The sequence below is a fragment of the Pedobacter sp. 22226 genome (assembly GCF_052045455.1).
GTDB classification, from domain to species: Bacteria; Bacteroidota; Bacteroidia; order Sphingobacteriales; family Sphingobacteriaceae; genus Pedobacter; species Pedobacter jeongneungensis.
Genome location: NZ_JBQEPB010000003.1, coordinates 533,509 through 560,305 on the forward strand (window position 1 = coordinate 533,509; position 26,797 = coordinate 560,305).

The 26,797-nt window shown below is 40.5% G+C and carries 18 protein-coding genes; 15 read left to right on the top strand and 3 right to left on the bottom strand.

The genetic code is table 11. The features are described 5' to 3' along the window. Nucleotides 1–139: 139 nt before the first annotated feature. Nucleotides 140–1,951 (bottom strand): DUF4153 domain-containing protein, encoded by a 1,812-nt coding sequence (locus tag ACTJKC_RS09225; RefSeq protein WP_440791300.1) that lies wholly within the window; start codon nucleotides 1,949–1,951, stop codon nucleotides 140–142. A 137-nt stretch (nucleotides 1,952–2,088) separates the two neighbouring features. On the opposite strand from ACTJKC_RS09225, the gene ACTJKC_RS09230 reads away from it, so the two are divergent. The 4 genes from ACTJKC_RS09230 to ACTJKC_RS09245 all read left to right on the top strand — a co-directional run bounded on the left by ACTJKC_RS09230 (nucleotide 2,089) and on the right by ACTJKC_RS09245 (nucleotide 7,805). Further along, nucleotides 2,089–4,893: an outer membrane beta-barrel protein gene (locus tag ACTJKC_RS09230; RefSeq protein WP_440791302.1), complete on the top strand. Its 2,805-nt coding sequence runs from the start codon at nucleotides 2,089–2,091 to the stop codon at nucleotides 4,891–4,893. A gap of 2 nt (nucleotides 4,894–4,895) precedes the next feature. Further along, the gene (locus tag ACTJKC_RS09235; RefSeq protein WP_440791304.1) at nucleotides 4,896–5,678 is read left to right on the top strand and encodes a GLPGLI family protein; all 783 of its coding nucleotides are present in this window, start codon (nucleotides 4,896–4,898) and stop codon (nucleotides 5,676–5,678) included. A 51-nt stretch (nucleotides 5,679–5,729) separates the two neighbouring features. After that, nucleotides 5,730–6,299: a Crp/Fnr family transcriptional regulator gene (locus ACTJKC_RS09240; protein ID WP_440791306.1), complete on the top strand. Its 570-nt coding sequence runs from the start codon at nucleotides 5,730–5,732 to the stop codon at nucleotides 6,297–6,299. Between the two features lie 1,071 nt (nucleotides 6,300–7,370). After that, nucleotides 7,371–7,805, top strand: coding sequence for a carboxymuconolactone decarboxylase family protein (locus ACTJKC_RS09245; RefSeq protein WP_440791308.1), 435 nt, complete (start codon nucleotides 7,371–7,373; stop codon nucleotides 7,803–7,805). Between the two features lie 256 nt (nucleotides 7,806–8,061). On the opposite strand, the gene ACTJKC_RS09250 is transcribed toward ACTJKC_RS09245, so the two are convergent. Further along, complete coding sequence (locus ACTJKC_RS09250) at nucleotides 8,062–8,856, bottom strand: rhamnogalacturonan acetylesterase (RefSeq protein WP_440791310.1); 795 nt, start codon at nucleotides 8,854–8,856, stop codon at nucleotides 8,062–8,064. A 3-nt stretch (nucleotides 8,857–8,859) separates the two neighbouring features. Continuing rightward, a complete protein-coding gene (locus tag ACTJKC_RS09255) occupies nucleotides 8,860–10,500 on the bottom strand; it encodes a glycoside hydrolase family 43 protein (RefSeq protein ID WP_440791312.1) in 1,641 nt (546 codons plus the stop codon). Nucleotides 10,501–10,809: 309 nt separating this feature from the next. Between ACTJKC_RS09255 and ACTJKC_RS09260 the strand changes: the two genes are divergently transcribed. The 11 genes from ACTJKC_RS09260 to ACTJKC_RS09310 all read left to right on the top strand — a co-directional run bounded on the left by ACTJKC_RS09260 (nucleotide 10,810) and on the right by ACTJKC_RS09310 (nucleotide 26,785). Next, a complete protein-coding gene (locus ACTJKC_RS09260) occupies nucleotides 10,810–11,766 on the top strand; it encodes a pectinesterase family protein (protein WP_440791314.1) in 957 nt (318 codons plus the stop codon). A gap of 158 nt (nucleotides 11,767–11,924) precedes the next feature. Then, complete coding sequence (locus tag ACTJKC_RS09265) at nucleotides 11,925–13,595, top strand: glycoside hydrolase family 28 protein (RefSeq protein ID WP_440791316.1); 1,671 nt, start codon at nucleotides 11,925–11,927, stop codon at nucleotides 13,593–13,595. Nucleotides 13,596–13,601: 6 nt separating this feature from the next. Beyond that, nucleotides 13,602–15,533: a glycoside hydrolase family 88 protein gene (locus ACTJKC_RS09270; RefSeq protein WP_440791318.1), complete on the top strand. Its 1,932-nt coding sequence runs from the start codon at nucleotides 13,602–13,604 to the stop codon at nucleotides 15,531–15,533. 320 nt (nucleotides 15,534–15,853) lie between these two features. After that, entirely contained in the window at nucleotides 15,854–16,882 is a 1,029-nt protein-coding gene (pelA, locus tag ACTJKC_RS09275; RefSeq protein WP_440791320.1) for a pectate lyase, read from the top strand. Between the two features lie 116 nt (nucleotides 16,883–16,998). Further along, nucleotides 16,999–18,510 carry a tagaturonate reductase gene (locus tag ACTJKC_RS09280; protein ID WP_440791322.1) on the top strand — a complete coding sequence of 504 codons (1,512 nt, stop codon included), beginning with the start codon at nucleotides 16,999–17,001 and terminating at the stop codon, nucleotides 18,508–18,510. Nucleotide 18,511: 1 nt separating this feature from the next. Beyond that, nucleotides 18,512–20,158 carry a UxaA family hydrolase gene (locus ACTJKC_RS09285; RefSeq protein WP_440791324.1) on the top strand — a complete coding sequence of 549 codons (1,647 nt, stop codon included), beginning with the start codon at nucleotides 18,512–18,514 and terminating at the stop codon, nucleotides 20,156–20,158. A gap of 202 nt (nucleotides 20,159–20,360) precedes the next feature. Further along, a complete protein-coding gene (gene uxaC / locus ACTJKC_RS09290) occupies nucleotides 20,361–21,761 on the top strand; it encodes a glucuronate isomerase (protein WP_440791326.1) in 1,401 nt (466 codons plus the stop codon). A gap of 114 nt (nucleotides 21,762–21,875) precedes the next feature. Then, nucleotides 21,876–22,931, top strand: a complete 1,056-nt coding sequence (locus ACTJKC_RS09295) for a PfkB family carbohydrate kinase (protein WP_440791328.1) — start codon at nucleotides 21,876–21,878, stop codon at nucleotides 22,929–22,931. Then, nucleotides 22,924–23,586 carry a bifunctional 4-hydroxy-2-oxoglutarate aldolase/2-dehydro-3-deoxy-phosphogluconate aldolase gene (locus ACTJKC_RS09300; RefSeq protein WP_440791330.1) on the top strand — a complete coding sequence of 221 codons (663 nt, stop codon included), beginning with the start codon at nucleotides 22,924–22,926 and terminating at the stop codon, nucleotides 23,584–23,586. Before ACTJKC_RS09295 ends, ACTJKC_RS09300 begins: the two co-directional genes overlap by 8 nt. 22 nt (nucleotides 23,587–23,608) lie before the next feature. Then, nucleotides 23,609–25,048, top strand: coding sequence for an MFS transporter (locus ACTJKC_RS09305; protein ID WP_344851576.1), 1,440 nt, complete (start codon nucleotides 23,609–23,611; stop codon nucleotides 25,046–25,048). 111 nt (nucleotides 25,049–25,159) lie between these two features. Continuing rightward, nucleotides 25,160–26,785 carry an NADP-dependent glyceraldehyde-3-phosphate dehydrogenase gene (locus ACTJKC_RS09310; protein ID WP_440791332.1) on the top strand — a complete coding sequence of 542 codons (1,626 nt, stop codon included), beginning with the start codon at nucleotides 25,160–25,162 and terminating at the stop codon, nucleotides 26,783–26,785. Nucleotides 26,786–26,797: the final 12 nt, after the last annotated feature.

Sequence of the window (26,797 nt, forward strand, 5' to 3'; positions counted from 1 at the left end):
TGGGCTATTATACCATGCGCTTGTATTTATAGACGAACGCCAAAATAACCTATACGAAAACCTGCTTGTTTTTTGAAACTTCGATAAACAAAAAAGCCGATTTGGTTAAAGACCGGCCATTTATTAAAAGTGATTTGGCTTAAAGCTTTTTAATGAGCAGATAACTCTTTGTCTCACTCCAAAAATAATCCTTGCTATCGTTTTCGTAATAAGTGCTTTGTAAAGACGTAACGATGATGGTATATTGGTATCCGTTAATACTTTTAGAAACACCCATTAGCTTCGCTGGGTAAAGGTATTCCTGTTTTTTATTAGTGGTTTTTAAGGCACCTTTTTTATAGGCATTAACGGCTTGCTTAAATACTTCTTTTAAATCAAGCTGAAGTGCTGGTTGATTATTAACCAATAGCAGGAGTTTTGAACCGATTTTATTTGTTGTTAAATCTGTACCGTAAAGCCGTGTTATTTTTTTTTCCTGATATCCGTTCATTTCGATCAGGTAATCATAACCCTTAACATTTAAAACCTGGTTTTCATCATTTTGGAGTGTAATGCTCACACCGTGATCATATTCCAAATCACCTTTAACTTTAAAAATAGCCAATGCGGTATCAACCTTGTTCATGCGCATGCTGTACCGATAGCTATTGGTAGCATCTATTTTTTCTTCTATTTTACTAAGATCTCTTTTGGTAAAGGGTTGAAGGGTTTTTAATCCGTGGGTGTACACCAGATATCTGATTACCGCTGGTTTTTCTTTAATATCGTCTTTTTTCTTACTGCCCATGATCCGCTTTAACCGGCTCAACTGCGAGTATTTTGATACAGAAAAGGCACTTTGCGGGCCATAGGTAGCCAATAGCGAAATGATGCACAAGCTTATCGGGATTACTTTGATATTCTGCTTTTTACTGAAGAGAAAATAGATGGTTACCCCAGCCAGCCATAAAGCCAGTGCAGTTAAAATATACCTGCTTTCTGTAATGCCATAATGCCCCACCCTTTTCCATACGGCAAGCAATAAAAGCACCACTAAGGGGATCATCATGACATAAAAGAATTTGGAAAATAATTTAATCCAGCTGTTACCTGCAGTTTCTTTAACCGGAAAAACCAGGAGCAATGACAGGATTCCAAAAACAGCGTAACCCAAAATCAAGCTGGAAACCAAACCCTTTGGCAATTCCCATAACACCGCGATTTTGAGTTCATAAACGAGTAAAATTGCTAAATAAATAGTCACCAGTGGAATAAGTACAAACTGGGCAAATATTTTCAAGCCTTTCGGGTAACTATGATCTTCTTCCAGTAATTTATAATCGGTAGGAATTCCTGCCAAAAAGAATGTGGTGTTAAATCCTGCGCTAATGATGGCAAATAGGGTCATATATGTTTGCCATTTAATTTCGGCATTAAACAATCCGTTAATGGCAACCAGGGCAATAGCCAAACCAGCATATAGTACCGCAGAATAAAGTGCAGAAGTAAGAAACCGAAGAAAAAGGGCTTTGTTAAACTGCCAGAAGCCGTTTACATTGTCCTGGCCGATAAATGGGGCAAATGCAACAAGCAAATGGAAGGCAAAAGCAAATAAGAAAATGCGGTAAAGATCTGCTGAATAGTTGGTCGGATCGAGGCTGAAATAAAGTAAAACACAGATGAGTAATCCACCCAAACGAAATAACCACTTTTTCTTTAATGCGTATTGGTTCCGTTCTGAAATTAAATCGAGGGCCAATAAGAGTGTGAGCGCCAGATTTAAAATGGCAATGGCCTTTATTAAATGATCTTTTAAATTTTCGTTCTGTTCTGAGTAGTCCCGATAATCTGAAATATGGATATAATAGCACCAGCACAATGTTGCAGCAACTGCAAAAATAAATTGTAAGGGAAAACGCTTAATTACATTTACAAACCCATTGTAGAGCTGTTGGAGAGAAGGTAATTTCATCTGATTTTTTTATTAAAGATATAACGTTTTAAGCTTAATGATTAAGGCTCAGGATTTAATTTGTTAAAAAAGGTTAAAGCATTGCACGCAACTAATATATTAGTTTTATATTCGGGCAACAAAACCAAACCTTATCTATGACACGTCTATTCCTCTCGTTGTGTTTTTTAGTATTGATTAGCTCATACTCAAAAGCACAGGGCCTTCACACCATTAAAGGCCGAACGATTGACACCGCATCTACCACCCTTTTGTCCGGAACTTCCGTTGCAATTTTAAATGCAAAAGATTCTACACTGGTAAAATTTACCCGAACAGCCGAAAACGGCTCTTTCGAAATTAATGGCATTAAAAACGGAAAGTTTATCCTGTTGGTATCTTATCCAAAATATGCCGATTTTGTTGATCATTTTACCTTAGATTCTACCACTCAGGTTAAGGATTATGGAAAGATCAATCTTACCGGAATGGCTAAAATCCTTTCTGATGTAATTATTAAAGGAAACCGTACCGCTATAAAAATTAAAGGCGATACCACCGAGTTCGATCCCAAAGCTTATAATATTGAGCCAAACTCGAAAGTAGAAGACCTGATTAAACAATTTCCAGGCTTTCAGGTAGATAAGGACGGAAAAATTACCGCCCAGGGCAAAACTGTTCCAAAGGTACTGGTAGATGGTGAAGAGTTTTTCGGCGATGACCCAACTTTGGTAACCAAAAACCTCAGGGCAGATATGGTAGAATCGGTTCAGCTGTATGATAAAGCCAGCGATCAGGCCAGTTTTACCGGTATTGATGATGGCGAGAAAACCAAAACGCTGAATATCAAACTAAAAGAAGATAAAAAGAACGGTTATTTCGGTAAAGTGCAGGGTGGTTACGGAACGAAAGATTTTTATCAGGGACAGGCGATGTTCAACAAATTCTGGGGTAAAAAGAAATTCTCTGCCTACGGTATTCTGGGCAATAACGGAACAGTAGGTTTAGGCTGGGATGACCGCGATAAATACAGCGGATCGAGCGGTTTAACGATGACCGATGATGGCGGAATGTATTTTAGCTATGGCGGTGGCGATGATTTCGATTCGTACGATGGCAGGTATAACGGGGTGGGTTTGCCGGTGGCCAGAACGGGTGGCTTGCATTTCGATAATAAGTGGAACAAAGACAAAGAATCGATCAATACCAATTATAAAATCGGATCGATCAGGGTAAAAGGCAGCCGGAATTCCATCAGCCAGAATAATTTAGCATCAGGTACGCAGTTTAGCACTTCAGATGAAGATTTTGATAACGACATGTTCAGGCAAAAACTGGATGCGACTTACGAAATAAAAATAGATACCACCTTAACCATGAAAGTGAGTGTTGATGGCGCCCTGAAAAAAAGCAACACTTCAAATCATTATGTAACAACTACAAACGGAGAAAACGAGTATTTCTTAAATTCATCAGATAGAACGGTCACCAATGAGGCAGATGATCAGAATTTCAATATGAATGTGTTGTTAACCAAAAAACTGAAGAAAAAAGGGCGTACATTATCCTTAAATCTTAATCAGTCGATCAATAAAAACAGTACTGAAGGTTATTTGAACTCTGAAAATAAACGACGTATTATAGAAACAGGTGCAATCGTAGACAGCCTTACCAATCAGTTTAAGGTAAACGATATCACAAACAATTCGTTTAAGTTAAATACAGCTTATACCGAACCGCTCTCTAAAACCTTAACGGTAATTGTGAACTATGGTTTGACGTTAATGAATGGGAAATCAGACCGCAGGTCCTTCAATCAATCTGGTAGCGGCAGGTATGATATTTTAGATACATTATTCAGCAATAACTTCGAACTGAACCAGACCATTAATCAGGGAGGTGCCATTTTCAACTATAAAAAAGGTAAAACGGTAATCAATTTCGGATCTAAATTTAGTGGTGTAAACTTTAAACAGGATGATGTTTACCACAACAGAACGTACATCCGGAATTTTGTAAATTATATGCCTCAGGCATCTTATCAGTATCGTTTCTCTCAGCAAAAATCGCTTAGAATTAATTATAATGGTAATACCAATCAGCCTTCGCTTGATCAGTTGCAACCGGTTAGGGTAAACAACGACCCTTTTAATGTGGTTAAAGGAAATCAGGATTTAAGGCCTTCCTTCAGAAGCAATGTGAATGCAAGTTATAACTCCTATAAAGTGTTAACCAATCAATCCATTTGGTTAAGCGGTTCTTATAGTTTTACCTCAAATCCGATCATTAGCGATGTGAATACCGATGGTGCTGGTAAGAGTACTTACAGTTATATCAATTTCTCGGATAAAATGCAGACCAACTTTTACCTGTACGGGCAGGTTGGCCGGAAAATTAAGCTTCTGGACATGAACATTGGTTTAAACCTGGATGCGAATGGAAATTCTAATTATAACTACATTACCACTAACCAGGGCAGGACATTAAACAACACTAAAAACTATAATTATGGCGGAGGATTAAATATTTCGAAATATGTAGAAAAGAAGTATAGTTTTTATGGCCGTTTTGGTCCGACTTATAACATGTCGAGGGTAAGTATTGGCACAAACAGTGATGGATGGGGATTAAGCGGCTATTTCTCCGGAAATGTGCAGTTACCGGTTAAATTCGAAATCTCAACTGACGGAGAATACCAGTATAACGGAAAAACACAGGTGCTGAACAAGAGTTTTGAGCGCTTTATCTGGAATGCCTCACTGGGTAAAAAATTCTTCAAATCTGAAAATTTAAAATTTGCGGTAACCGTAAATGATATTTTAAATCAGAATGTTGGGTTCGATCGTTCGGCAACCAATACCACCATCAGAGAAACCCGTAATACCACCATTCAACGGTATTTTATGTTCTCGGTTTCATGGGATTTCAACAAAATGGGCGGCGGTATTAAAACACAGAAATAATTATGAAAACTACACTAAAATATATTATCCTTTTTGCTGTTATTTTCATCAGCAGCGATCTTTTTGCCCAAAATATCCACTTCGTGCAAAATGGTGTAATCGAATTCGAAAAAAGATCGAATATATATGCGTTGATTAAAAAGAAAATCGATAAAGACAATGAAAGTTATATGAATGAAGCTTTCGAGTTGTACAAAAAAAATAATCCCCAGTTTAAGGTTGCCAAAAGTACCTTAAGTTTTACCCGCGATAAAAGTTTATATAAATGGCCACCGGTAGAAGAAACGGCAAATAACAACTGGATCTCATCTGATGCGCTGGCTGATTTAAAAAATACAATTGCCACAAATTTCGATCAGCAAACCAGTATCACGCAAAAAAATGTGTATGAAGAGGTGTACCTGGTTAAAGATAGCGTGCGTAAAATAAACTGGAAAATTACGGATGAAACCCGTGAAATTGCCGGTTACGAATGCCGCAGGGCAAATGCCATTATTATGGATTCGGTTTATGTAGTGGCTTATTACAGCAACCAGATCGCGGTTTCCGGCGGACCAGAATCTTTTACCGGCTTACCCGGGATGATTTTAGGTTTAGCCTTGCCGCACGAAAATGTAACCTGGTTTGCAACTAAAGTAACAGAGGTCACCGTGCCCGAAAAAGACCTGCTGGCACCCACAAAAGGAAAACCAACCGATAATAAAGGATTAAAAGCAATATTACTTTCGGCAATGAAAAACTGGGGCCAATATGCACACCCTATTTTTAAAGCCTTTTCGCTTTAGCGCCATGAGGTTCTTATAATTATGCTATTTTAGCATAATCAATAAGATAACATGTACAGCGCACTTTATAACCACATTAATAGATTTATAGATTTGAGTAGCGATGAGCAGGAGATTCTTGCACCGATGCTCAAATCTTTTTCCGTTAAAAAGAAAGCCTTTTTGTTAACCGAAGGACAAACCTGCAGGGCCAATTATTTTGTGGCGAAAGGTTGCCTGAGGCTTTATTTTATTGATATTAAAGGTGCAGAGCAAACTACCCAGTTCGCCATTGAAAACTGGTGGATTACCGATCTCACCAGCTTCCTTTTTCAAACCCCTTCCGAATTTTATATTCAGGCAGCAGAAGCCACCGATGTAATTGCCATTGAGCACCATCATTATGATGAAATGTTTCATAAACTGCCCAAGCTGGAAAGATATTTTAGGTTAATTTTACAAAAGAACCACCAGGCCTCGCAACGGAGGATCAAATTCCTTTATAGCCAGACTGCAGAAGAAAGGTACCGCCATTTTAACAGTTTGTTCCCCGAATTTGTACAACGGGTACCGCAATATATGCTGGCATCTTACCTGGGCTTTACACCTGAATTTTTGAGTAAGATCAGAGCAAAGAAATAGTGCCTTGTTAACCCCCGCAAAGTACTTAAGACGGATTTGGGCTTATTGATTCGTCATTTCGACTAAAGCGAAGCGAAACGGAGAAATCTGTAAGTTCTAATTCCGTGGTTCGTGTCTCCACGAACCATTAAGTTATTATATGCGATATGTTATCCGTGGCTAGAATAAGATATTTTTTGTGCAATCTGGTGATTCGTGGAGACACGAACCACTGCAGCAGCAGATTTGAGCTTATTGATTCGTCATTTCGACTGAAGCGAAGCGAAACGGAGAAATCTGTAAGTTCTAATTCCGTGGTTCGTGTCTCCACGAACCACTAAGTTATTATATGCGATATGTTATCCGTGGCTAGAATAAGATATTTTTTGTGCAATCTGGTGATTCGTGGAGACACGAACTATTAAGCTATTATATGCGATATGTTATCCGTGGCTAGAATAAGATATTTTTTGTGCAATCTGGTGATTCGTGGAGACACGAACCACTGCAGCAGCAGATTTGAGCTTATTGATTCGTCATTTCGACTGAAGCGAAGCGAAACGGAGAAATCTGTAAGTTTTAACTCCGTAATTCGTGTCTCCACGAACTATTAAGCTATTATATGCGATATGTTATCCGTGTTTCCGTGCATCCGTGGCTAGAATAAGATATTTTTGTACAATCTGGTGGTTCGTGGAGACACGAACCACTGCAGCAGCAGATTTGGGCTTATCGATTCGTCATTTCGACTGAAGCGAAGCGGAACGGAGAAATCTGTAAGTTTTAACTCCGTAATTCGTGTTTCCACGAACTATTAAGCTATTATATGCGATATGTTATCCGTGGCTAGAATAAGATATTTTTTGTGCAATCTGGTGATTCGTGGAGACACGAACCAGGGCAAGGAAATGACGGATCGCATAAATTTGTCGCATAGTTTAAATGGCAAACTAACAGGACTTTTAAGCTTACTAACGCAATTTGCGAAGAAATTTACGTGTTTTCCGGTTAGAAAATTCATTTCTTAAACTACATTAAGTTTTTTGTTTTTTATGATGCCGACCTTTACATCGTAATCAAAAAACAAATAAAATGGAAAACAGAATTGATATCCCAAAAGTAGAGCCTGCAGCTTATCAGGCTATGTATGGTTTAGAAAAATATTTATCAACCAGCAAACTGGATCCGATCCTTTTAGAGCTGATCAAAATGCGTGCTTCTCAAATTAACGGCTGTGCATTTTGTTTAAACATGCACTCAACCGATGCACGTAAAATCGGCGAAACCGAACAACGTTTATACCTGTTAAACGCCTGGAAAGAAACCACTTTGTTTACCGAAAAAGAAAAAGCTGTTTTGGCTTTAACAGAAGAAGTAACTTTAATTAGCCACCACGTTGCCGATGCCACTTACCAGAAAGTAGCAAGCTTTTTTAACGAGCAGGAGGTAGCGCAGATTATCATGGCCATTGTAACCATTAACGCCTGGAACAGGCTCGCTATTACTGCAAAAGTAATGGTTGGGTAAATATTTTCAGACCTCGCAGGTTTCTCAGAACTGCGAGGTCTGAACCTAACAGAGATACTCTCAGGTGGCTCAGGTGGTCGATATTTTTTTGGAAAACAATGGTTCAGTACCTTTTGGTTACTGTAGTCCTGCTATCCCTTCAAGTCCTCGCTCATGCTTCGCTCCGGGCTTTCCGTCCTATCAGGTTTATTTAACAAAAGTCAGTTGTTTTAATACTAACTATCAAGACTTCGCAGGTTTCTGAAACCTCTGAGGTCTAATTTTGTCCTCCGTTAATCTTCTTCAATTCCTCATATACCAACCTCGCAACTTCTTTAGCTCCCTCTGGCTGGAAATGCGTGTTATCTTTCTGCCCTTTCGGGTAAGCTTCATATTTCGCCGAATCTAAATTCATGAAATAATGTTTGCTTACAAATTCGTTTCCTTTGGTGGTGAAAAAATCTGCTGAAAGCGAAGTAAGATCAATAATGGGTACGTTGAATTCCTTTGCTACATCCTTTACAGCCTGTGGATATTCGCCATGTGCACTGCCCAGTTTACCGTCTTTCCAGGGATAATTTCTGGTAACAGGAGTAATAATGATGGGTAAAGCACCTTTAGCCCTCGTTTCTTTTACATACATCCTTAAAAATTCTTTATAACCGGCAATAGCTACATAACGTTCGGGTTTATCTTTGGCTGCATCATTATGCCCAAACTGGATCAATACCAGATCATTTTTGTCTAAAGTGGATAAAACATCTTTCCATCTGCCCTCTTCAAAAAAAGTCCGGGTGCTTCTGCCGCCTTTTGCTTTATCAATAACCAATGCACTATCACTTTTAATTAGTTTGTTTAATTTTTTTAAACTGTCTTTTGTTAAAAACTGTTGAAAAACCTGCCCCCAACCCGTAATCGGATATTTTTTCTGCATATATCCATCTTCCAAAGTATAATCAGCAACCGTAGAATCGCCTATCAAATAAACTTTAACAGGTTTAGGTTTCATGATGAAAGACATGAATAAAATAGCACCAAATGCTGCGATCAGAAATTTGTATTTTTTCATCATATTTTATTTTAAAGTTTCTAAACGGAACCAATCATACTCAGCAATTCCCGAATCATTCGTTTGTGTATCCCTGATCGCAAATATTCCCATTTTTGCTCCAATCCATTGGCCGGCGGTTGCCTGAAATTCATCACCCGCATTGCTGAAATTTATTCCATCTTCGCTATAACTGAACTGGCATTTTGCACCGGCAGAGACTTTTAGGCGAAGATAAACCAGGCTCGATTTCAATTTCGTAATCTCTTTTTCATTCTCTGCTTTTCCCTTATCCGCATTCTGGCAAACACCATACATGAGGTATAATCCGTCTTTTTTACTTTTGATGCTCATCTCCGCATAACTTCTTCCCATAACCACTAAGCCCGTTTTTTCGTTTTCCAATTTAGGGTTAGGTTTAAACAAAAGTTTTGTGGTTGCCATAAACTCATCAGCAGGGAATTTCTGCATCAACAAATTTGGAACATCCCAGAGGTTTTTCGCTTCATCAGGAATTTTCGCAGTATATATTTTTAATATACCTTTAGCGGCATCGGTAAATAGCCAGGTGGGCTGCGGATTGGCCTGCCATTGCCACTGCAAACCTAATTTCGCAGCATTAAATTCATCACTTTCTGCCGGAGTTTCAATCGGGTACACCTTGCCCACATTTGGTTTTTTATAAGTAGCCACAGGCTCGCCTTTTCCGTCGCCATCTTTATCAATACCGATAACCGGCCAGTTATTTACCCATTTCATAGGCTGTAAATGCACCACTCGTCCGTAGGCATCTTTATCCTGAAAATGCAAAAACCAGTCTTCACCGGTTTGTGTGTTTACCCAAGCGCCCTGATGCGGCCCGTTAACAGCAGATTTTCCCTGATCCATCACCACTTTTCTTTCATACGGACCGTAAACATTTTTACTCCTTAAAACGAGTTGCCAGCCTGTAGAAACTCCTCCGGCAGGTGCAAATAAATAATAATAACCATTGCGCTTGTAAAATTTTGGCCCTTCAATGGTCGGGTCTGGCTCGTGTCCATCGTACACAATTCTACCGGTTTCCGTTGCCTGTGAACCATCGTTGTTGAGCGGCATAACAGCTAATACACTTTTAATCCCCGCACGGCTGCCGGCGTATGCATAGGCCAGATAAGCCCTGCCATCTTCATCCCACAGCGGGCAGGGATCGATCAAACCTTTACCTGCTGCTACTAATTTAGGGACACTCCACTCGCCTGTAATGGTTTTGGCTTTCGTTAAATAAATGCCAAAATCGGGATCGGGGTAATAAATGTAAAATTCGCCATTATGGTAACGGATAGCAGGGGCCCAAACACCGTTGCCATGTTGTGTTTTTTCAAAATGTTCGAAAGGAGGCTGACGTTTTAATGCATGACCAATTATTTTCCAGTTCACCAGGTCTTTCGAATGTAAAATCGGTAACCCCGGAATGGCATCGAAACTGGAGGCGATCATATAAAAATCATCACCTACGCGGATGGCATCCGGATCAGAATAATCGGCATTGATTACCGGATTTTTATAGGTTCCGTTCCCCTGATCGGCAACCCAAACTTTAGAAACATATCTTTTATCCGGCGTTTGCTGGGCAAATGCATTTATAGTAAAACTTAAAATTAAGATTGAACAGTATAGATATTTCATTTTACAATGATGTTTTTAATATTTGGTTATTGCAGCGTTCCGTTTTTCCTGCGAAGGCGGAATCTTAACGTGGCTAGATCGCTTAATTGTCAATTAGCCTGCCAACAAGATTAAGTTTTTTTTTATTTTAAGGCAAGCTGATATTGTGCAATCGTTCCCGACATCGTTTGCGATGTTTAATGTTTGAAAAATTTCTTTCTGATGAATATTAATGTTTAAAATTGTTCATCATATATTTTAAAACACGGCTGCGTTACGAAGTTTATACTTTTACGTGGCCGATTTTAATTTAAGCCTAACCAAATTAATATGAAAGCAATCATCCTATTTTTTCTAGTAGCTGTTTCTTCTGCGGTTTACGCCCTGGATATTAAACCCGATTTCGTGGTGGCAGCAGATGGCAGCGGAAACTTTAAAACCGTACAGGAAGCCATCCACGCGGTACCTGATTTCAGAAATAAAACCACCATAATTTTCATTAAAAAAGGCATTTACAAAGAAAAGCTGGTACTGGCGGCTTCTAAAAAGAATGTAAAGTTTATCGGCGAGAGCCTGAATGAAACCATTTTAACCTACGATGATTATGCCCAGAAGAAAAATGCTTTTGGAGAAGAAAAAGGCACTTCGGGTTCATCAAGTTTTTACATTTATGGCGAAGGTTTTTCTGCAGAGAACATCACTTTCGAAAATTCTTCTGGTCCGGTAGGGCAGGCTGTAGCCGTTTGGGCCGGCGGTGATAAACTGATTTTTATCAATTGCAGGTTTTTGGGCTTTCAGGATACACTTTATACTTATGGAGGCAATAACCGCCAGTACTATAAAAACTGCTACATCGAAGGAACAGTCGATTTTATTTTCGGCGCCTCTACGGCCTGGTTCGAAAGTTGTACCATTTTTTGCAAAAAAGCGGGCTACATCACGGCTGCTTCAACAGCTGATACCACAAAATTTGGCTACGTTCTGAACAAATGTAAAATCAAGGGAGATGCTCCTGCCAATAGTTTTTACCTGGGTCGCCCCTGGAGGCCTTATGCCAAAGTTGCCTACCTCAATTGCGAACTACCCAATTTTATCCGTCCCGAAGGCTGGAATAACTGGGGTAAAGAAAGCAACGAAAAAACGGCTTATTACGCTGAATATAAAAGCGCTGGCAAAGGTGCCGATCCTAAAAACAGGGCCAATTGGTCGCACCAGTTAACGGATAATGAGTATAAGGCTTACATTTTGGAAAACGTTTTCCGTGGGTGGAATCCGGAAGCTAAATAACGGGTGTAACTATCTGTTTTGCAGCTGTTAATGAGTTTTTTGAATTGTTTTTTTGTCCGGGTTTCCGGTAACGATTGCATAGATTTCTCTTCTGTTTTAACTGCAAACAACGTACACTTGTTATTACAATAACCAAGTATAATTTAACAACGCGAATAATGAAACATATTTCTGGTCGTTTATGCCATATTAAAATAGCGCTCGCATGCTTAATTTTATCTTCTGCAACCGCTATGGCTCAACAAAAGCAAAGCTTACCCGTTATTCAGCAGGTTAAATTTAAAAAAGATACTACGAGCATTGTAAGTTTTGGTGCAAAAGGCGATGGCATTACCTTAAATACCCAAAGCATTAATAAAACCATTGCCAGCGTGAGCCAAAAAGGCGGTGGTGTGGTGTTAATTCCATCCGGACTATGGTTAACCGGACCTATCGAATTGAAAAGCAATGTAAATTTACACTTAAAACGCGACGCGATTCTTCAGTTCACTGCCGATTTTAATCAGTATAAACTTGTTCAGGGAAATTGGGAAGGCCAGCCTGCATGGCGCAACCAGAGCCCGATTTCGGGTGTAAACCTCGAAAATATTGCCATTACCGGTAGCGGGATTATTGATGGTAACGGTGGTGCCTGGCGCATGGTTAAAAAAGATAAACTCACCGAAACACAGTGGAAAAACCTGGTTGCATCGGGCGGTGTGGTTAAAGCTGACGGGAAAATGTGGTATCCGTCAGAGAAAACCGTTAAAGGTTCGAATACCAAAAATGCCGGCGTAATTGAAGCAGGAAAAACTGCGGCAGATTATGAGGATATTAAAGATTTTCTCCGTCCCAATTTATTGGTATTAACGGGCTGTAAAAAAGTGCTTTTAGAAGGCGTTACCTTTCAGAATTCGCCGGCGTGGAATTTACACCCATTGCTCTGCGAAGATTTAACTTTAAGAAATTTACAGGTAAAAAACCCGTGGTTTGCACAAAATGGTGATGGTGTTGATGTAGAATCGTGCAAAAATGTACTGATTGAAGGCAGCACTTTTGATGTTGGCGACGATGGGATCTGCATTAAATCTGGCCGCGATGAGGCCGGACGTAAACGCGGTGTGCCAACCGAAAATGTAATTGTAAGAAATAATATCGTTTATCATGCCCATGGCGGTTTCGTAATCGGTAGCGAAATGAGCGGTGGTGCTAAAAATATCTGGGTGTACGATTGCTCCTTTATTGGTACCGATATTGGTTTGCGTTTTAAAACCACCCGCGGTCGTGGCGGTGTGGTAGAAAATATCTTTATCAATAACATCAACATGATCGATATCCCCGGCGAAGCCATTTTATTCGATATGTATTATGCTGCAGTTGATCCGGTTCCGCTGGCCGGCGAAAAACGCGAAGCTGTTAAAACGGTTACTGTTCCGGTTACCGAAGCAACCCCTCAGTTCAGGAATTTTTACATTAAAGATGTAGTAGCCAATGGTGCCGAAAAAGCAATCTTTTTCAGGGGGTTACCCGAGATGAATATCAAAGATGTACATCTGGAAAATGTAACCATAAAAGCAAAAAAAGGCATCGAGATTATTGAGGCGGCAGGAATTTTCCTTAAAAACGTAAATGTAATTACAGAAGATACCAGTCCGGTAGTGATGATCCAGAATGGCTCGAATATTAACATCAGCAACCTTAGTTATCCGGCTAACAGCAAAGTTTTATTTGATGTTTCAGGCGAAAAATCAAAAGGTGTAAAAATTAGCGGAACCGATGTTTCCAAAGCAAAAACAGCATCTGTTTTAAGTACAGAAGTAGATAAAAAAGCACTGGAAATTTCAAAATAATTGAAAATGAAGAGATCAATCTTATATACAGCAGCTGCATTTATCGGTTTTTCCATTTTAACACAAAGTGGATTCGCCCAAAAGAAACTCTCGGAACAGTTAACCCTAACGGCCATGGAGCAACTATGGCAGGATACAACGGTTTTAAAAGGTCCTAAAGGACCGAGATGGAGCTACGATATGGGTGTGGTTTTAGAGGGTGCTGCAGCAGTTTGGCGCAATACAGGCGATGGAAAATATTTTAAATACATCCAGAGCTCGATGGATGCATATCTGGATAAAGAAGGCAATATCACCACCTATAAACCGGATGATTTTAACATTGATAACATCAAAAACGGTCGGTCATTATTATTACTGTATAAAGTTACCGGACAACAGAAATACCTTTTAGCGGCAACCAAACTGTATGATCAGTTGCAAAAACAACCACGTACCAAAGAAGGTGGTTTTTGGCACAAGAAAATTTATCCAAACCAGATGTGGCTGGATGGTTTATACATGGGCGAACCTTTTTACGCAGAATATGCTAAACTGATGAAAAAAGATGCAGCTTTTGATGACATTGCCAAACAGTTTATCCTGATGGAAAAAAACTCTCGGGATGCTAAAACAGGTTTACTTTATCACGGTTACGATGAAAGCCGGACCGAACAATGGGCTGATAAAACCACTGGTCGCTCGCCAAATTTCTGGGGAAGGGCAATGGGCTGGTACATTATGGCCCTGGTTGATGTGCTGGATAATTTCCCGGCCAATCATCCACAACGAAAAGAATTACTGGCCATTTTAAACCGTACAGCAACTGCTGCCGTAAAATACCAGGATCCGAAATCAGGGGTTTGGTTTGATATTTTAGATATGCCAGCCCGTAAAGGGAATTACCTCGAAAGTTCGGCATCGAGCATGTTTGTATATGGACTGGCCAAAGGCGTGCGTAAAGGCTGGTTAGCACCATCATTTATGGCTGCTGCAAATAAAGGTTATGCCGGTTTAAAGAAAGAATTTGTCGAAAAAGCAGGCGATGAAAGGGTAAATCTCACTAAAACCGTTTCAGTATCAGGTTTGGGCGGAAAACCGAAATACCGCGATGGCAGTTTCGATTATTACATCAGCGAAAAGGTAATTACGAACGATCCGAAAGGAATGGGCGCATTTGTTTGCGCAGCCGCCGAAATGGAAGTAGATCAGTTACCGAAACCGGGCAAAGGTTTAACCGTAACCGTTGATAATTTCTTTAACAACGAATACATGACAGGGCCAACCGGCGATAAAATCCCTTTCCATTACCTTTGGGAAGAAGATGACAACAACGGTTTCTCTTTATTCGGAAAAGTATTTAACGATGCCGGCGTAAAAACCACTACACTTAAAACTGCACCAACCACTTCAAATTTAAAAGGAAGCAATATTTACATTATTGTTGATCCTGATACGGAAAAAGAAACCGCGAACCCAAATTTCATGAATGCCGCACATGCCAAACAGATCAGCGAGTGGGTAAAAACAGGTGGTGTTTTGGTATTGCTGTTAAACGATGCAGGCAACTGCGAAATTTCAAAATTTAATGTACTGCCCGAAACTTTTGGTATCCATTTTAATGAAGATAGCCGCAATAAAGTACAGGGTGCAAACTTTGAACAGGGCGCAATAAAAATCCCAGCCGGAAACTCCATTTTTAAAACCACTAAAAAAGTGTACATCAAAGAAATTTCGACTATTGTGGCGAAAAATCCAGCCGTTTCTGCTTTAACCGATAATGGAGATGTGATTGTAGCAACATCAAAATACGGCAAAGGAACAGTGTTCGCGGTAGGTGATCCCTGGTTTTACAATGAATATATCGACGGAAGAAAATTACCTGCAGAATTTGAAAATTTTAAAGCCACCAATGATTTAGTGAACTGGCTGATTAAACAGGTGCCGGGTAAGAAATAACCACAGATGAAAAGGATGAACACAGATAAATAAATATTAGCCGCGGAAAAAGAATTAAATGGTGATCTGTGGGGACACAGACCACGGATGAGTGAACTGGCTGATTAAACAGGTGCCGGGTAAGAAATAACCACAGATGAAAAGGATGAACACAGATAAATAATATTAGCCAGGGAAGACGCAGGCAGAGCGATGGAAAAAATATCTAATGGTCTGTGGAGACACAGACCTCGAAATGGAGACACGAACCATGGCGAATAAAAGAGAAAAGTCCTCCGTGTTAATCCGTGTCTCCGTGGCAAAAACTAACAAACCAAACGATGAAAATAAAAATATTGTTCACCCTTATCTGCAGCACTTTATTACTATCGTGTTATGCGCAGCAACCAACCGATGCTACAGCAGATAAAATGCTCGTGTACCAATTGGGCAATGGTGGCTGGCCAAAACAACTGGAAGATAAAAGTGTGGTTAATTACGGTGCGGCTTTAACCCCTGAGCTAATGGCAAAGATAAAAGCCACTAAAGATCTCCATGCTACTTTCGATAATAAAGCTACCAGCAGAGAAGTAGTGTATCTGGTAAAAGCCTATAAAAAAACACAAAACAAAACTTATTTAACCGCTGCCGAAAAAGGGTTAGATTATATTCTGTCTGCTCAGTATGCCAATGGAGGCTGGCCGCAATATTATCCTGATAAGGCCTTGTACCGATCAGAAATTACTTACAATGATGATGCAATGATTAATGTGCTGAACATTTTGCAGGATATTGCCACGCAAACAAACGATTTTGAAGTGGTAAATCCTGCTTACATCAAAAAAGCGGAAAAAGCAGTTGCAAAAGGTATCGATTGCATCTTAAAAACCCAGGTAAAACAGAATGGTGTTTTAACCATCTGGGCCGCGCAATACGATAAAGATACCATGTTGCCTGCAAAAGCCAGAAATTTCGAGCCGGCATCGTTAAGTACTAGTGAATCAGCCGGGATTGTCAGGTTTTTAATGCGGATGAAAAATCCTTCTCAGGCAGAAAAAAAAGCAATAACAGCAGCAATTAAATGGTTTGATACCTATAAAATTGCCGGATACCGCTTCGACAGGCCGAGTGATCCAAAAACCAATATCAAAACAGCTGCTTTGATCGCCGATAATACCGCCAGTACCTGGGCACGTTTTTACGACCTTGAAAAAAACACCCCGATTTTCGGCGATCGTGATAATACCATCAAAACAAAATTAGAAGAACTAAGTCCTGAAAGGCGCAACGGTTATGCCTGGTATGGCAACTGGGGACAAAAATTAATTGAAAAAGAATACCCGAAGTGGTTAGCCACAAACGGGAAATAAACATCATATAACTCGTCATTGCGAGGCACGAAGCAATCCTACTACTACTATAGGTGGGTATCACTACCGCTTTAAGATTGCTTCGTTTCCCAGCAATGACGGAAACAGGAAGACCAATGATTTTAAACAAAGAAAATTTAAAAAACATTAACGGCGATAAGGTTACAAAACCCACTGCCGGAATTTTAACCTTACCCGAAAAAGTAATCCAGTTTGGAACAGGTGTTTTATTACGTGGATTGCCAGATTATTTTATCGATAAAGCCAATCAAAAAGGCATTTTTAACGGTCGGGTTTTGGTGGTTAAATCAACTTCAAGAGGTGGCGCTGACGAATTTTCGAAACAGAATAATTTATATACCCTTTGCGTAAAAGGGATTGAAGATGGCGTGAGTGTGGAGGAAAATTCAATCAATGCTTCAATCAGCAGAGTTTTATCAGCATCGCAGGATTGGTCAGAGATTTTAAAAGCAGCACACCAGCCCGAAATGCAGGTGGTAATTTCGAATACAACTGAAGTTGGTATTGTGAAGAGTGAAGATAAAATTACCGATACCCCACCACAATCTTACCCTGGCAAATTACTGGCTTTTCTTTATGAAAGATACCAAGCCTTTAATGGTTCAGCTGAAAGTGGAATGGTGATCGTCCCTACAGAGCTCATCAGCGATAATGCCGATAAACTAAAAGAAATCGTACTGGATCTTGCCATTCAGAACAAACTGGGCTGGGATTTCGAAAACTGGTTAAAAACAGCTAACCATTTCTGCAAAACTCTGGTTGATCGCATCGTACCAGGAAAACTCCCTGAAGCCGAACAAAAAGCCATCGAAAATGAATTGGGTTATGAAGACGAACTCATGATCATGGCCGAGCCTTTCAGGCTGTGGGCCATTGAATCATCCAGCGAAAAAGTAAAAGAGGTTCTATCTTTCGCAAAGGCCGACAAGGGTGTTTTCATTGTTCCTTCGATCGATAAATTTAAAGAGTTAAAACTGCGTTTACTTAACGGTACGCATACCATTAGCTGCGGATTGGCCATTTTAGCGGGTTTTAATACCGTAAAAGAGGCAATGGCCGATAACGATTTCGCCAACCATGTGTTAAAACTGATGAAAGAGGAAATTGCTCCTGTGGTAGTAAGTGAAGATATTACTGAAGATGAAGCCCTTGCCTTTGCCGAAAGTGTAGTCGATCGTTTCAGTAATCCTTTTTTAGAGCATCAATGGCAGGCGATTACACTAAATTTCACCTCAAAAATGCAGATGCGCAACATGCCGCTCATCAGAAGGTATTATGCCTTAAAAAATGAAGTGCCACAACTTACCGCTTTGGGTGTTGCCGCATATATTCTTTTTATGAATGTAAATAAAGATGGCGGTACTTACACGGCCAGCGCTCATGGAAAAACCTTTCCTGTGCAGGATGAATTTGCGGAAGTGTTATACGAATACTGGAAAGATCCTGAAACCGTTGTAGATAATACCCTTGGCGACAGGCGCCTTTGGGACAAAAACCTGAACAATTACCCCGGCTTTAACGCGGCCGTAAAATCATACGTTGAATTATTACAAAATAAGGGTGCAAAAGAAACTTTAAGTAACTTGCATTCAGAAAGAACAATTTAAAATGGTTACTAGAATTTTAAAAATCCATCCTAACGACAACGTTCTTGTTGCCCTGCAAAACCTGGCAAAAGGCGAAACCGTTATTTACGATGGGCACGAATATATTTTACAGGATGATATTCAGGCCAAGCATAAGTTTTTTATGCAGGATATGAATCCGGGCGATCACATCATTATGTATGGCGTACTGGTAGGAAAAGCGCAGCATTTCATTCTCAAGGGCGGTTTAATGGATACTGAAAATACCAAACACGCCTCCGATCCTTACGAATTCCGTCCGTACCATTACGAATGGCATGCTCCGGATGTTTCTAAATTTGAAGGCCGTACTTTTAACGGATATATTCGTAGCGATGGTCGTGTGGGAACCGCCAATTACTGGTTGTTCATCCCGACTGTTTTTTGCGAAAACCGCAATCTGGACGTCATCCGTGAGGCTTTGCACAATGAGTTGGGTTATGCCGTAACCGATAAATACAAATCGTACGCGCACCAGCTGGTAGAAGCTTATAAAAATGGCGAGATTTTAGAAGAAGCTGATCCAAATTCCATCGGATTGGCCAATCCGTCGGCCAACCGCGTTTTTAAAAACGTAGATGGCATTAAATTCCTGAACCATCAGGGTGGTTGCGGTGGTACCCGTCAGGATGCTGCTGTATTGAGCAAGCTTTTAGCTGCTTATGCCGATCATCCCAATGTGGCTGGTGTAACCGTGTTAAGCCTGGGTTGCCAGAATTTACAGGTGAAAGATTTTGTGGATGATTTAAAACAACGCAGTCCGAATTTCGATAAACCATTATTTATTTTTGAGCAGCAACAGTCGCAGAGCGAAGAACAGTTGGTTAAAGAAGCCATCCGTAAAACCTTTATCGGTTTAACCGAAATCAATAAAATCGAACGTCAGCCTGCACCATTGAGCAAACTGGTTTTAGGCGTTAAATGTGGCGGTAGCGATGGTTTTAGCGGCATCAGTGCCAATCCTGCCGTAGGTTATACTTCCGATTTATTGGTTGCTTTAGGCGGAACGGTGCTTCTTGCTGAGTTCCCCGAACTTTGCGGTGCCGAACAACAACTTATCGACCGCACTAAAGATGAAACTGCTGCACGTAAGTTTATCCAGTTGATGACAGCTTATAACCAGGCTGCTGAAAATGTGGGTTCTGGATTTTTTATGAACCCATCTCCGGGCAATATTAAAGATGGTTTAATTACCGATGCCATTAAAAGTACCGGTGCAGCAAAAAAAGGTGGAACCTCACCAGTAGAAGATGTTTTAGATTATACCGAACCCGCCACTAAACCAGGTTTAAATCTGGTTTGTACCCCAGGAAACGATGTAGAAGCCACTACCGGAAAAGCGGCATCGGGCGCAACATTAATTTTGTTCACTACAGGTTTGGGTACGCCAACAGGAAACCCGGTTTGCCCGACCATTAAGGTCTCAACCAATAATGCTTTAACCAAACGCATGGGTGATATCATCGATATCAACTGCGGACCGGTAATCGAGGGGGAAAAAACCATTGAGCAAATGGGTGAAGATATTCTGGAATACTGCATTAAAGCGGCCAGCGGCGAAGTAATCCCTAAGGCAGTGTTGCTTAACCAGGATGATTTTATTCCTTGGAAAAGGGGAGTGAGTTTGTAGTTCGGAGTCATGAGTCCGAAGTCGTGAGTCTTAGACCCATTCCCGTGGTCTGTGTCCCCACAGACCATTGAGAGAATAAAATATAAATTGATTTCCGGTTTGTGTCCTCACAAACCGGTGACAACATTACATAAATAAAAAAATAATAGATACTCGTTTCGATCATCTCAAACAGGGTATCTAATGTCTCAAATCACATAGCATGAAACCTTTTTTAGACGAAAATTTTCTTTTGCAAAGCAAAACAGCAGAAAAGCTTTACCACAACTTTGCAAAACCACTACCCATTATCGATTACCATAATCACCTTATACCGGAGCAGATTGCCAATAACACCCAATTTGCCAACATGAGCCAGGTTTGGTTGTATGGCGATCATTATAAATGGCGTGCCATGCGTGCCAATGGTGTTGATGAAAAATACATTACCGGCGTAGGATCAGATTATGAAAAATTTGAGAAATGGGCAGAAACCGTTCCTTATACTTTGCGTAATCCGCTCTACCACTGGACGCACTTGGAACTTCAGCGTTATTTCGGTGTAACCGATTTACTTTCGGGCAAAACCGCTCAGAAAATTTACGACGAATGTTCTGCAAAACTGCAAACCCCGGAGTATTCTGTACGTGGTTTATTGGCCAAAATGAATGTAGAAGCGGTTTGTACCACTGATGATCCACTGGATAGCTTAAATTTTCACCAGCAACTGGCAAGAGAAGGTGCAAACCTGAAAATGTTGCCCGCTTTCCGTCCGGATAAGGCGATGAACAGCAATGATATCGAAGGTTTAAACGAATATATTGATAAGCTGGAAAGTGTGGCCGATAAAACCATCAACAGTTTTCAGGATTATATCGATGCTTTAAAAAGCCGCCACGATTACTTTGCCGATAATGGCTGTTCGGTTTCCGATCATGGTTTAGAGCAGATTTATGCAGAGGATTATACCGAAGCCGAAATCTCGTCTATTTTTGATAAAATCCGCAGTAAACAAAATATTTCTTACGAGGAAAACCTGAAATTTAAATCGGCGATGCTGGTTTATTTTGCAGAGTGGGATCACGAAAAAGGCTGGGTGCAGCAATACCACCTCGGGGCTTTGCGTAACAACAATGCCCGGATGTTAAGGCAGTTAGGTCCGGATACCGGTTGGGATTCAATCGGCGATTTTAGTCAGGCCCGTATGCTTTCTAAATTTTTGAACCGTTTGGATAACCAGGACAAACTGGCAAAAACCATTATTTACAACCTCAACCCTGCCGATAACGAATTAATTGCCACCATGATCGGTAATTTTAATGATGGCTCGGTTGCCGGTAAAGTTCAGTTTGGTTCGGCCTGGTGGTTTCTGGACCAGAAAGACGGCATGATCAAACAATTAAATGCACTATCGAACATGGGGCTTTTAAGTCGCCTGGTGGGTATGCTTACCGATTCCCGCAGTTTCCTTTCTTTTCCTCGTCACGAATATTTCAGAAGGATTGTTTGTAACCTGTTTGGAGAAGATATCGAGAACGGCGAATTGCCTAACGATTTGGAGTGGGTTGGCAAAATTGTTCAGGATATTTCGTACTTTAACGCAAAAAATTACTTTAAATTTTAACCAAAATCAGGCTTTAGGAAGGTATTTCATTGGAATTAAATCATTTCAATCGTTTTCCTTCCATTTTCATACCGTTGCAGAAAACAGCATGAAATACGCCGGTGAGACACAAAAATGAGCACCCAAATATTCGCTTCATCAAAAAAAGGAAAAAAAGTTTTAAGCTTTGGTGAAATACTTTTGCGCATCTGTCCTGATATGGATGGTGCCTGGTTAAAAGAAAACAAACTTCCGTTTTATGTTGGCGGTGCAGAGCTGAATGTGGCCACTGCACTGGCGCTTTGGAATGTTCCGTCCGCCTATTTATCGGCTGTGCCCGATAATTCGGTTACCCGCGAAATTGTAGATTACCTTGATGCCCGTAATATTGATACTACACCCATGGTTTATCATGGTGAGCGTTTGGGTTTATACTATCTCCCAAAGGGAAAAGACCTTAAAAATGCCGGCGTAATTTACGATCGTGCAAATTCTGCTTATGCTGATTTAAAGGTTGGCCAGATCAACTGGGATGAGGTTTTTGAAGAGGTAAGCTGGTTCCATTTCAGTGCAATATGCCCTGCAATCAATCAATCTGTTGCCGATGTTTGCCTGGAAGCCTTAAAAGCAGCAACAGAGAGAAACATCACCATTTCACTGGACCTGAACTACCGCGCTAAACTTTGGAAATACGGTAAAGATCCGATTGACGTGCTACCAGAACTCGCTCAATATTGTACGCTGATTATGGGTAATGTGTGGGCGGCTAATAAAATGCTGGGTACCGCGCTTCATGAAGATTTAACACCAACTGAGGGTTATGCAAAAGAAACGTTACTACAGCAGGCAACCGATACTTCTAAAGAAATATTAAGTTTGTTTCCGGCATGTAAGGCGGTGGCCAATACCTTCAGGTTCGATCATGGCAAAGGCATCAGGTATTATACCGCTATTTATACCGAGGGTGAATTAACCGTATCGGAAGAATATGTTTCGGACGAAATTTTAGATAAAGTGGGTAGTGGCGATTGTTTTATGGCGGGTTTGATTTATGGCTTTTACAACCAGTTACCGGCCAACGAAACCTTAAATTTTGCCACAGCAGCAGCTTACGATAAATTATACATTCCAAGTGATGCTACAACCAGTACCGTAGCTGATATAGAAAAAAGAATAATACGCAATGATTAGCAACAAGCACAAAATTTTAGATGCCATTTTAGAGCAGGGTATGTTACCGCTTTTTTATCAGGATAGCGAAGCAGGTAGCGTAGAAATATTACGCACGCTGTATAAAGCTGGTGTCCGCGTTTTCGAATATACCAACCGTGGTAAATCAGCACTGCCGAACTTTAAAAAACTAAAGGAAGTACGCGATGCCGAAATGCCTGATCTTTATCTGGGGATCGGAACCATAAAAACCCCTGCTGATGCAAATGCTTTTATTGAAGCCGGAACGGATTTTATCGTGGCACCGATTGTAAATCCAGCTGTTGCCGAAATAACCAACAAAATTGGTATGCTATGGATTCCGGGTTGTATGACGCCGACTGAAATCAGCGTTGCTCAGGAACACAAAGCCATGTTGATTAAAATTTTTCCTGCCAATATTTTAGGCCCTGAATTTATTTCATCCATTAAAGATCTTTTCGCCGGACAGTTATTTATGCCAACCGGCGGGGTAGAAATTAATGCCGATAACTTAAAAACCTGGTTTAAATCTGGTGTTTGTGCAGTTGGTATGGGCAGTAAATTAATCAGTAAGGATGTGATGAGCAAAGGCCTTTACGAGGAATTATTCGACAATACTAAATTAGCCCTCGATCTAATTCAGCAGAGCAAATAAAAAATTTAACATACCTAACCAAATGAACCAACCCAAAACAAGCAAATATAGATGGACCATCTGTTTGCTGTTATTCTTAGCCACTACGATAAATTATTTAGACAGACAGGTCCTTTCGTTAACCTGGACGGATTTTATTAAACCGGAATTTCATTGGGACAATAACGACTATGGAAATATAACGGCGCTTTTCTCTATTTTTTATGCCATATCGATGCTTTTTGCAGGTCGTTTAGTTGATAAACTGGATACCAAAAAAGGCTTTTTATGGGCCATCGGTGTTTGGTCGGTTGGAGCCTGTTTACATGCTTTCTGTGGTATAGCAACTGCAGGTATTGTTAATGGAAACTGGTTTGTAGGTTTTGAAGGGGCTAAAGAAATTATTGCCCGCGTTAACGATACTGGTTTGGTGGTTTCAGTAAGTGTTACCCTCTTTATTTTTGCCCGTTTCGTACTGGCGGTTGGAGAAGCAGGAAACTTCCCTGCGGCAATTAAGGCCACTGCTGAGTATTTCCCTAAAAAAGACAGGGCATTTGCAACCAGTATTTTTAATGCCGGTGCTACGGTTGGTGCATTGGCTGCCCCGATTACCATTCCTTTTATTGCGAAAGCTTATGGCTGGGAAATGTCGTTCATCATTATCGGTGCCCTGGGCTTTGTGTGGATGGGCTTATGGATTTTTGTGTACAACAAACCAGAGCTTCACAAGCGGGTGAGCCCTGAAGAACTGGCTTATATCCAGCAGGATGTGATTAACGATAGAAAACTGGCCGATTACGTAGAAGAAACCAAAGAAAAAGTTTCGTTTATTGATTGCTTTAAATACAAACAAACCTGGGCTTTTGCCTTTGGTAAATTTATGACAGATGGCGTTTGGTGGTTCTTTTTATTCTGGACTCCTGCCTACCTGAAATCGGTTTACGGAATGGATTCTACCCAAAGTGCGTTGCCGTTATTTGTACTTTATATGATTACCCTGCTTTCGATTATCGGAGGATGGTTGCCCACTTATTTCGTTGATAAAAAAGGCATGAACCCTTACGAAGGCCGCATGAGGGCCATGTTAATTTTTGCATTTTTCCCATTATTGGCTTTGGCAGCGCAACCTCTGGGGCACATTACTTACTGGATACCGGTCATTATTATCGGTATTGCGGGTGCGGCTCACCAGGCATGGTCGGCAAATATTTTTTCTACTGTGGGCGATATGTTCCCTAAAAAAGCCATTGCAACCATTACCGGTATTGGCGGTATGGCCGGTGGCTTAGGCTCTTTCATCATCAATAAAGGCTCTGGTTTACTGTTCGATTATACGGGCAAAAACGAGATTGTTTTTATGGGGTTTAAAGGTGAAGAGGCCGGTTATTTCATTATCTTTTCCATCTGTGCGGTTTGTTATTTAATCGGCTGGACGGTGATGAAAACCTTAGTGCCAAAATATAAAGTGATTGAACTAAAATAAACCAAAGGCTGATGTTAAGGAAAGCTTTCTGAACAATCAGCCTTTTTATACAAACGAATCTATACTTAAACGATAGATTTAACATTAATTTAACCCTAACAACAACTTAAATTGAGTACAACGCTAAACCTCGAAAGTATTTTCGTTGAAGAGAGCCAGATTCCAGATGAATTTAGGCTCACGGAAGAAATCAATCAAAAGGAGTTTCTATCAAATGGAGAGATGAAACCATGGAACGGACCGTTTAATGAAGTGTTTTCTCCGGTATGCGTAAAAACCCCTGAAGGTTTGAAACGAAAGCGTATTGGTAGTTTTCCGGTATGTACGGAGAAAGAATCGACCGAAGCTTTGGATGCCGCTGTAGCCGCTTATGATAACGGTCGCGGGCAGTGGCCAACCATGAGCGTTGCCGATCGCATTGCCTGTGTAGAAAACTTTACCCATAAAATGATCGAGCAAAAAGAAATTGTTGCGAAATTGATTATGTGGGAAATCGGTAAATCTTATGCCGATTCGGTAAAAGAATTCGACCGGACAGTTGAATATATCTATGCAACCATTGATGCATTGAAAGATATCGACAGACAGTCATCACGTTTCGAAATAGAGCAGGGAATTGTGGCCCAGGTACGCCGTTCTCCGCTTGGGGTGGTACTTTGTATGGGGCCGTTCAACTATCCTTTAAATGAGACTTTTACTACGTTGATCCCGGCTTTGATTATGGGCAACACACTTTTATTCAAACCACCTAAACACGGTACTTTATTACACTACCCTTTGCTTGAAGCCTTCCGTGCCAGTTTCCCTAAAGGTGTGGTAAATACAATCTATGGTCGTGGTAATACCATTGTTCCGGGATTAATGAAATCAGGAAAAATCAATGTGCTTACTTTAATCGGTTCGAGTAAAGTAGCCAACGAACTTAAAAAACTGCACCCTAAAGTAAACCGCTTAAGGGCAATTCTAGGTTTGGATGCCAAAAATGCTGCGATCATCACTAAAGATGCCGATTTGGATTTAGCCGTTTCTGAAACAGTTTTAGGTTCGCTTTCTTTTAACGGACAACGTTGTACTGCGATAAAAATCGTTTATGTACACCGCAGTCTGGCACAGGAATTTTTAAAGCGTTTATCTGCAGAAGTAGAAAAACTGAAATTCGGTATGCCATGGGAAAAAGGCGTAAACCTTACGCCGCTGCCAGAGTTAAACAAACCGGAATATTTAAAAGAATGTATTGATGATGCGGTTTCGCACGGGGCGAAAGTGGTAAACAAAAACGGTGGACAAACTTTAGAAACTTTTGTTTATCCTGCCATTGTTTATCCGGTAAACAGCAACATGAAATTATACCGCGAAGAGCAGTTTGGCCCGATTGTACCTGTTGTGCCTTTTGATGATCTGGAAGAACCTATTGAGTATTTAATCGGCTCGCCACATGGCCAGCAGGTGAGTATTTTTAGTAACAATGCTGCGGTAATTTCTTCACTGATTGATCCTTTGGTGAACCAGGTGAGCCGTGTAAATATTAACTGCCAATGTCAGCGTGGACCAGATGTTTTCCCTTTCACGGGTCGTAAAGACAGTGCCGAAGGAACGCTTTCTGTAGTGGATGCCCTGCGTTCATTCTCAATCCGCTCGTTGGTAGCTACCAAATTTACCGATGATAATAAAAAGTTATTGAACGAAATTGTGAGGGGAGATGATTCGAACTTCTTAAGTACGAAGTATATTTTCTAGTTGCTAATTAAC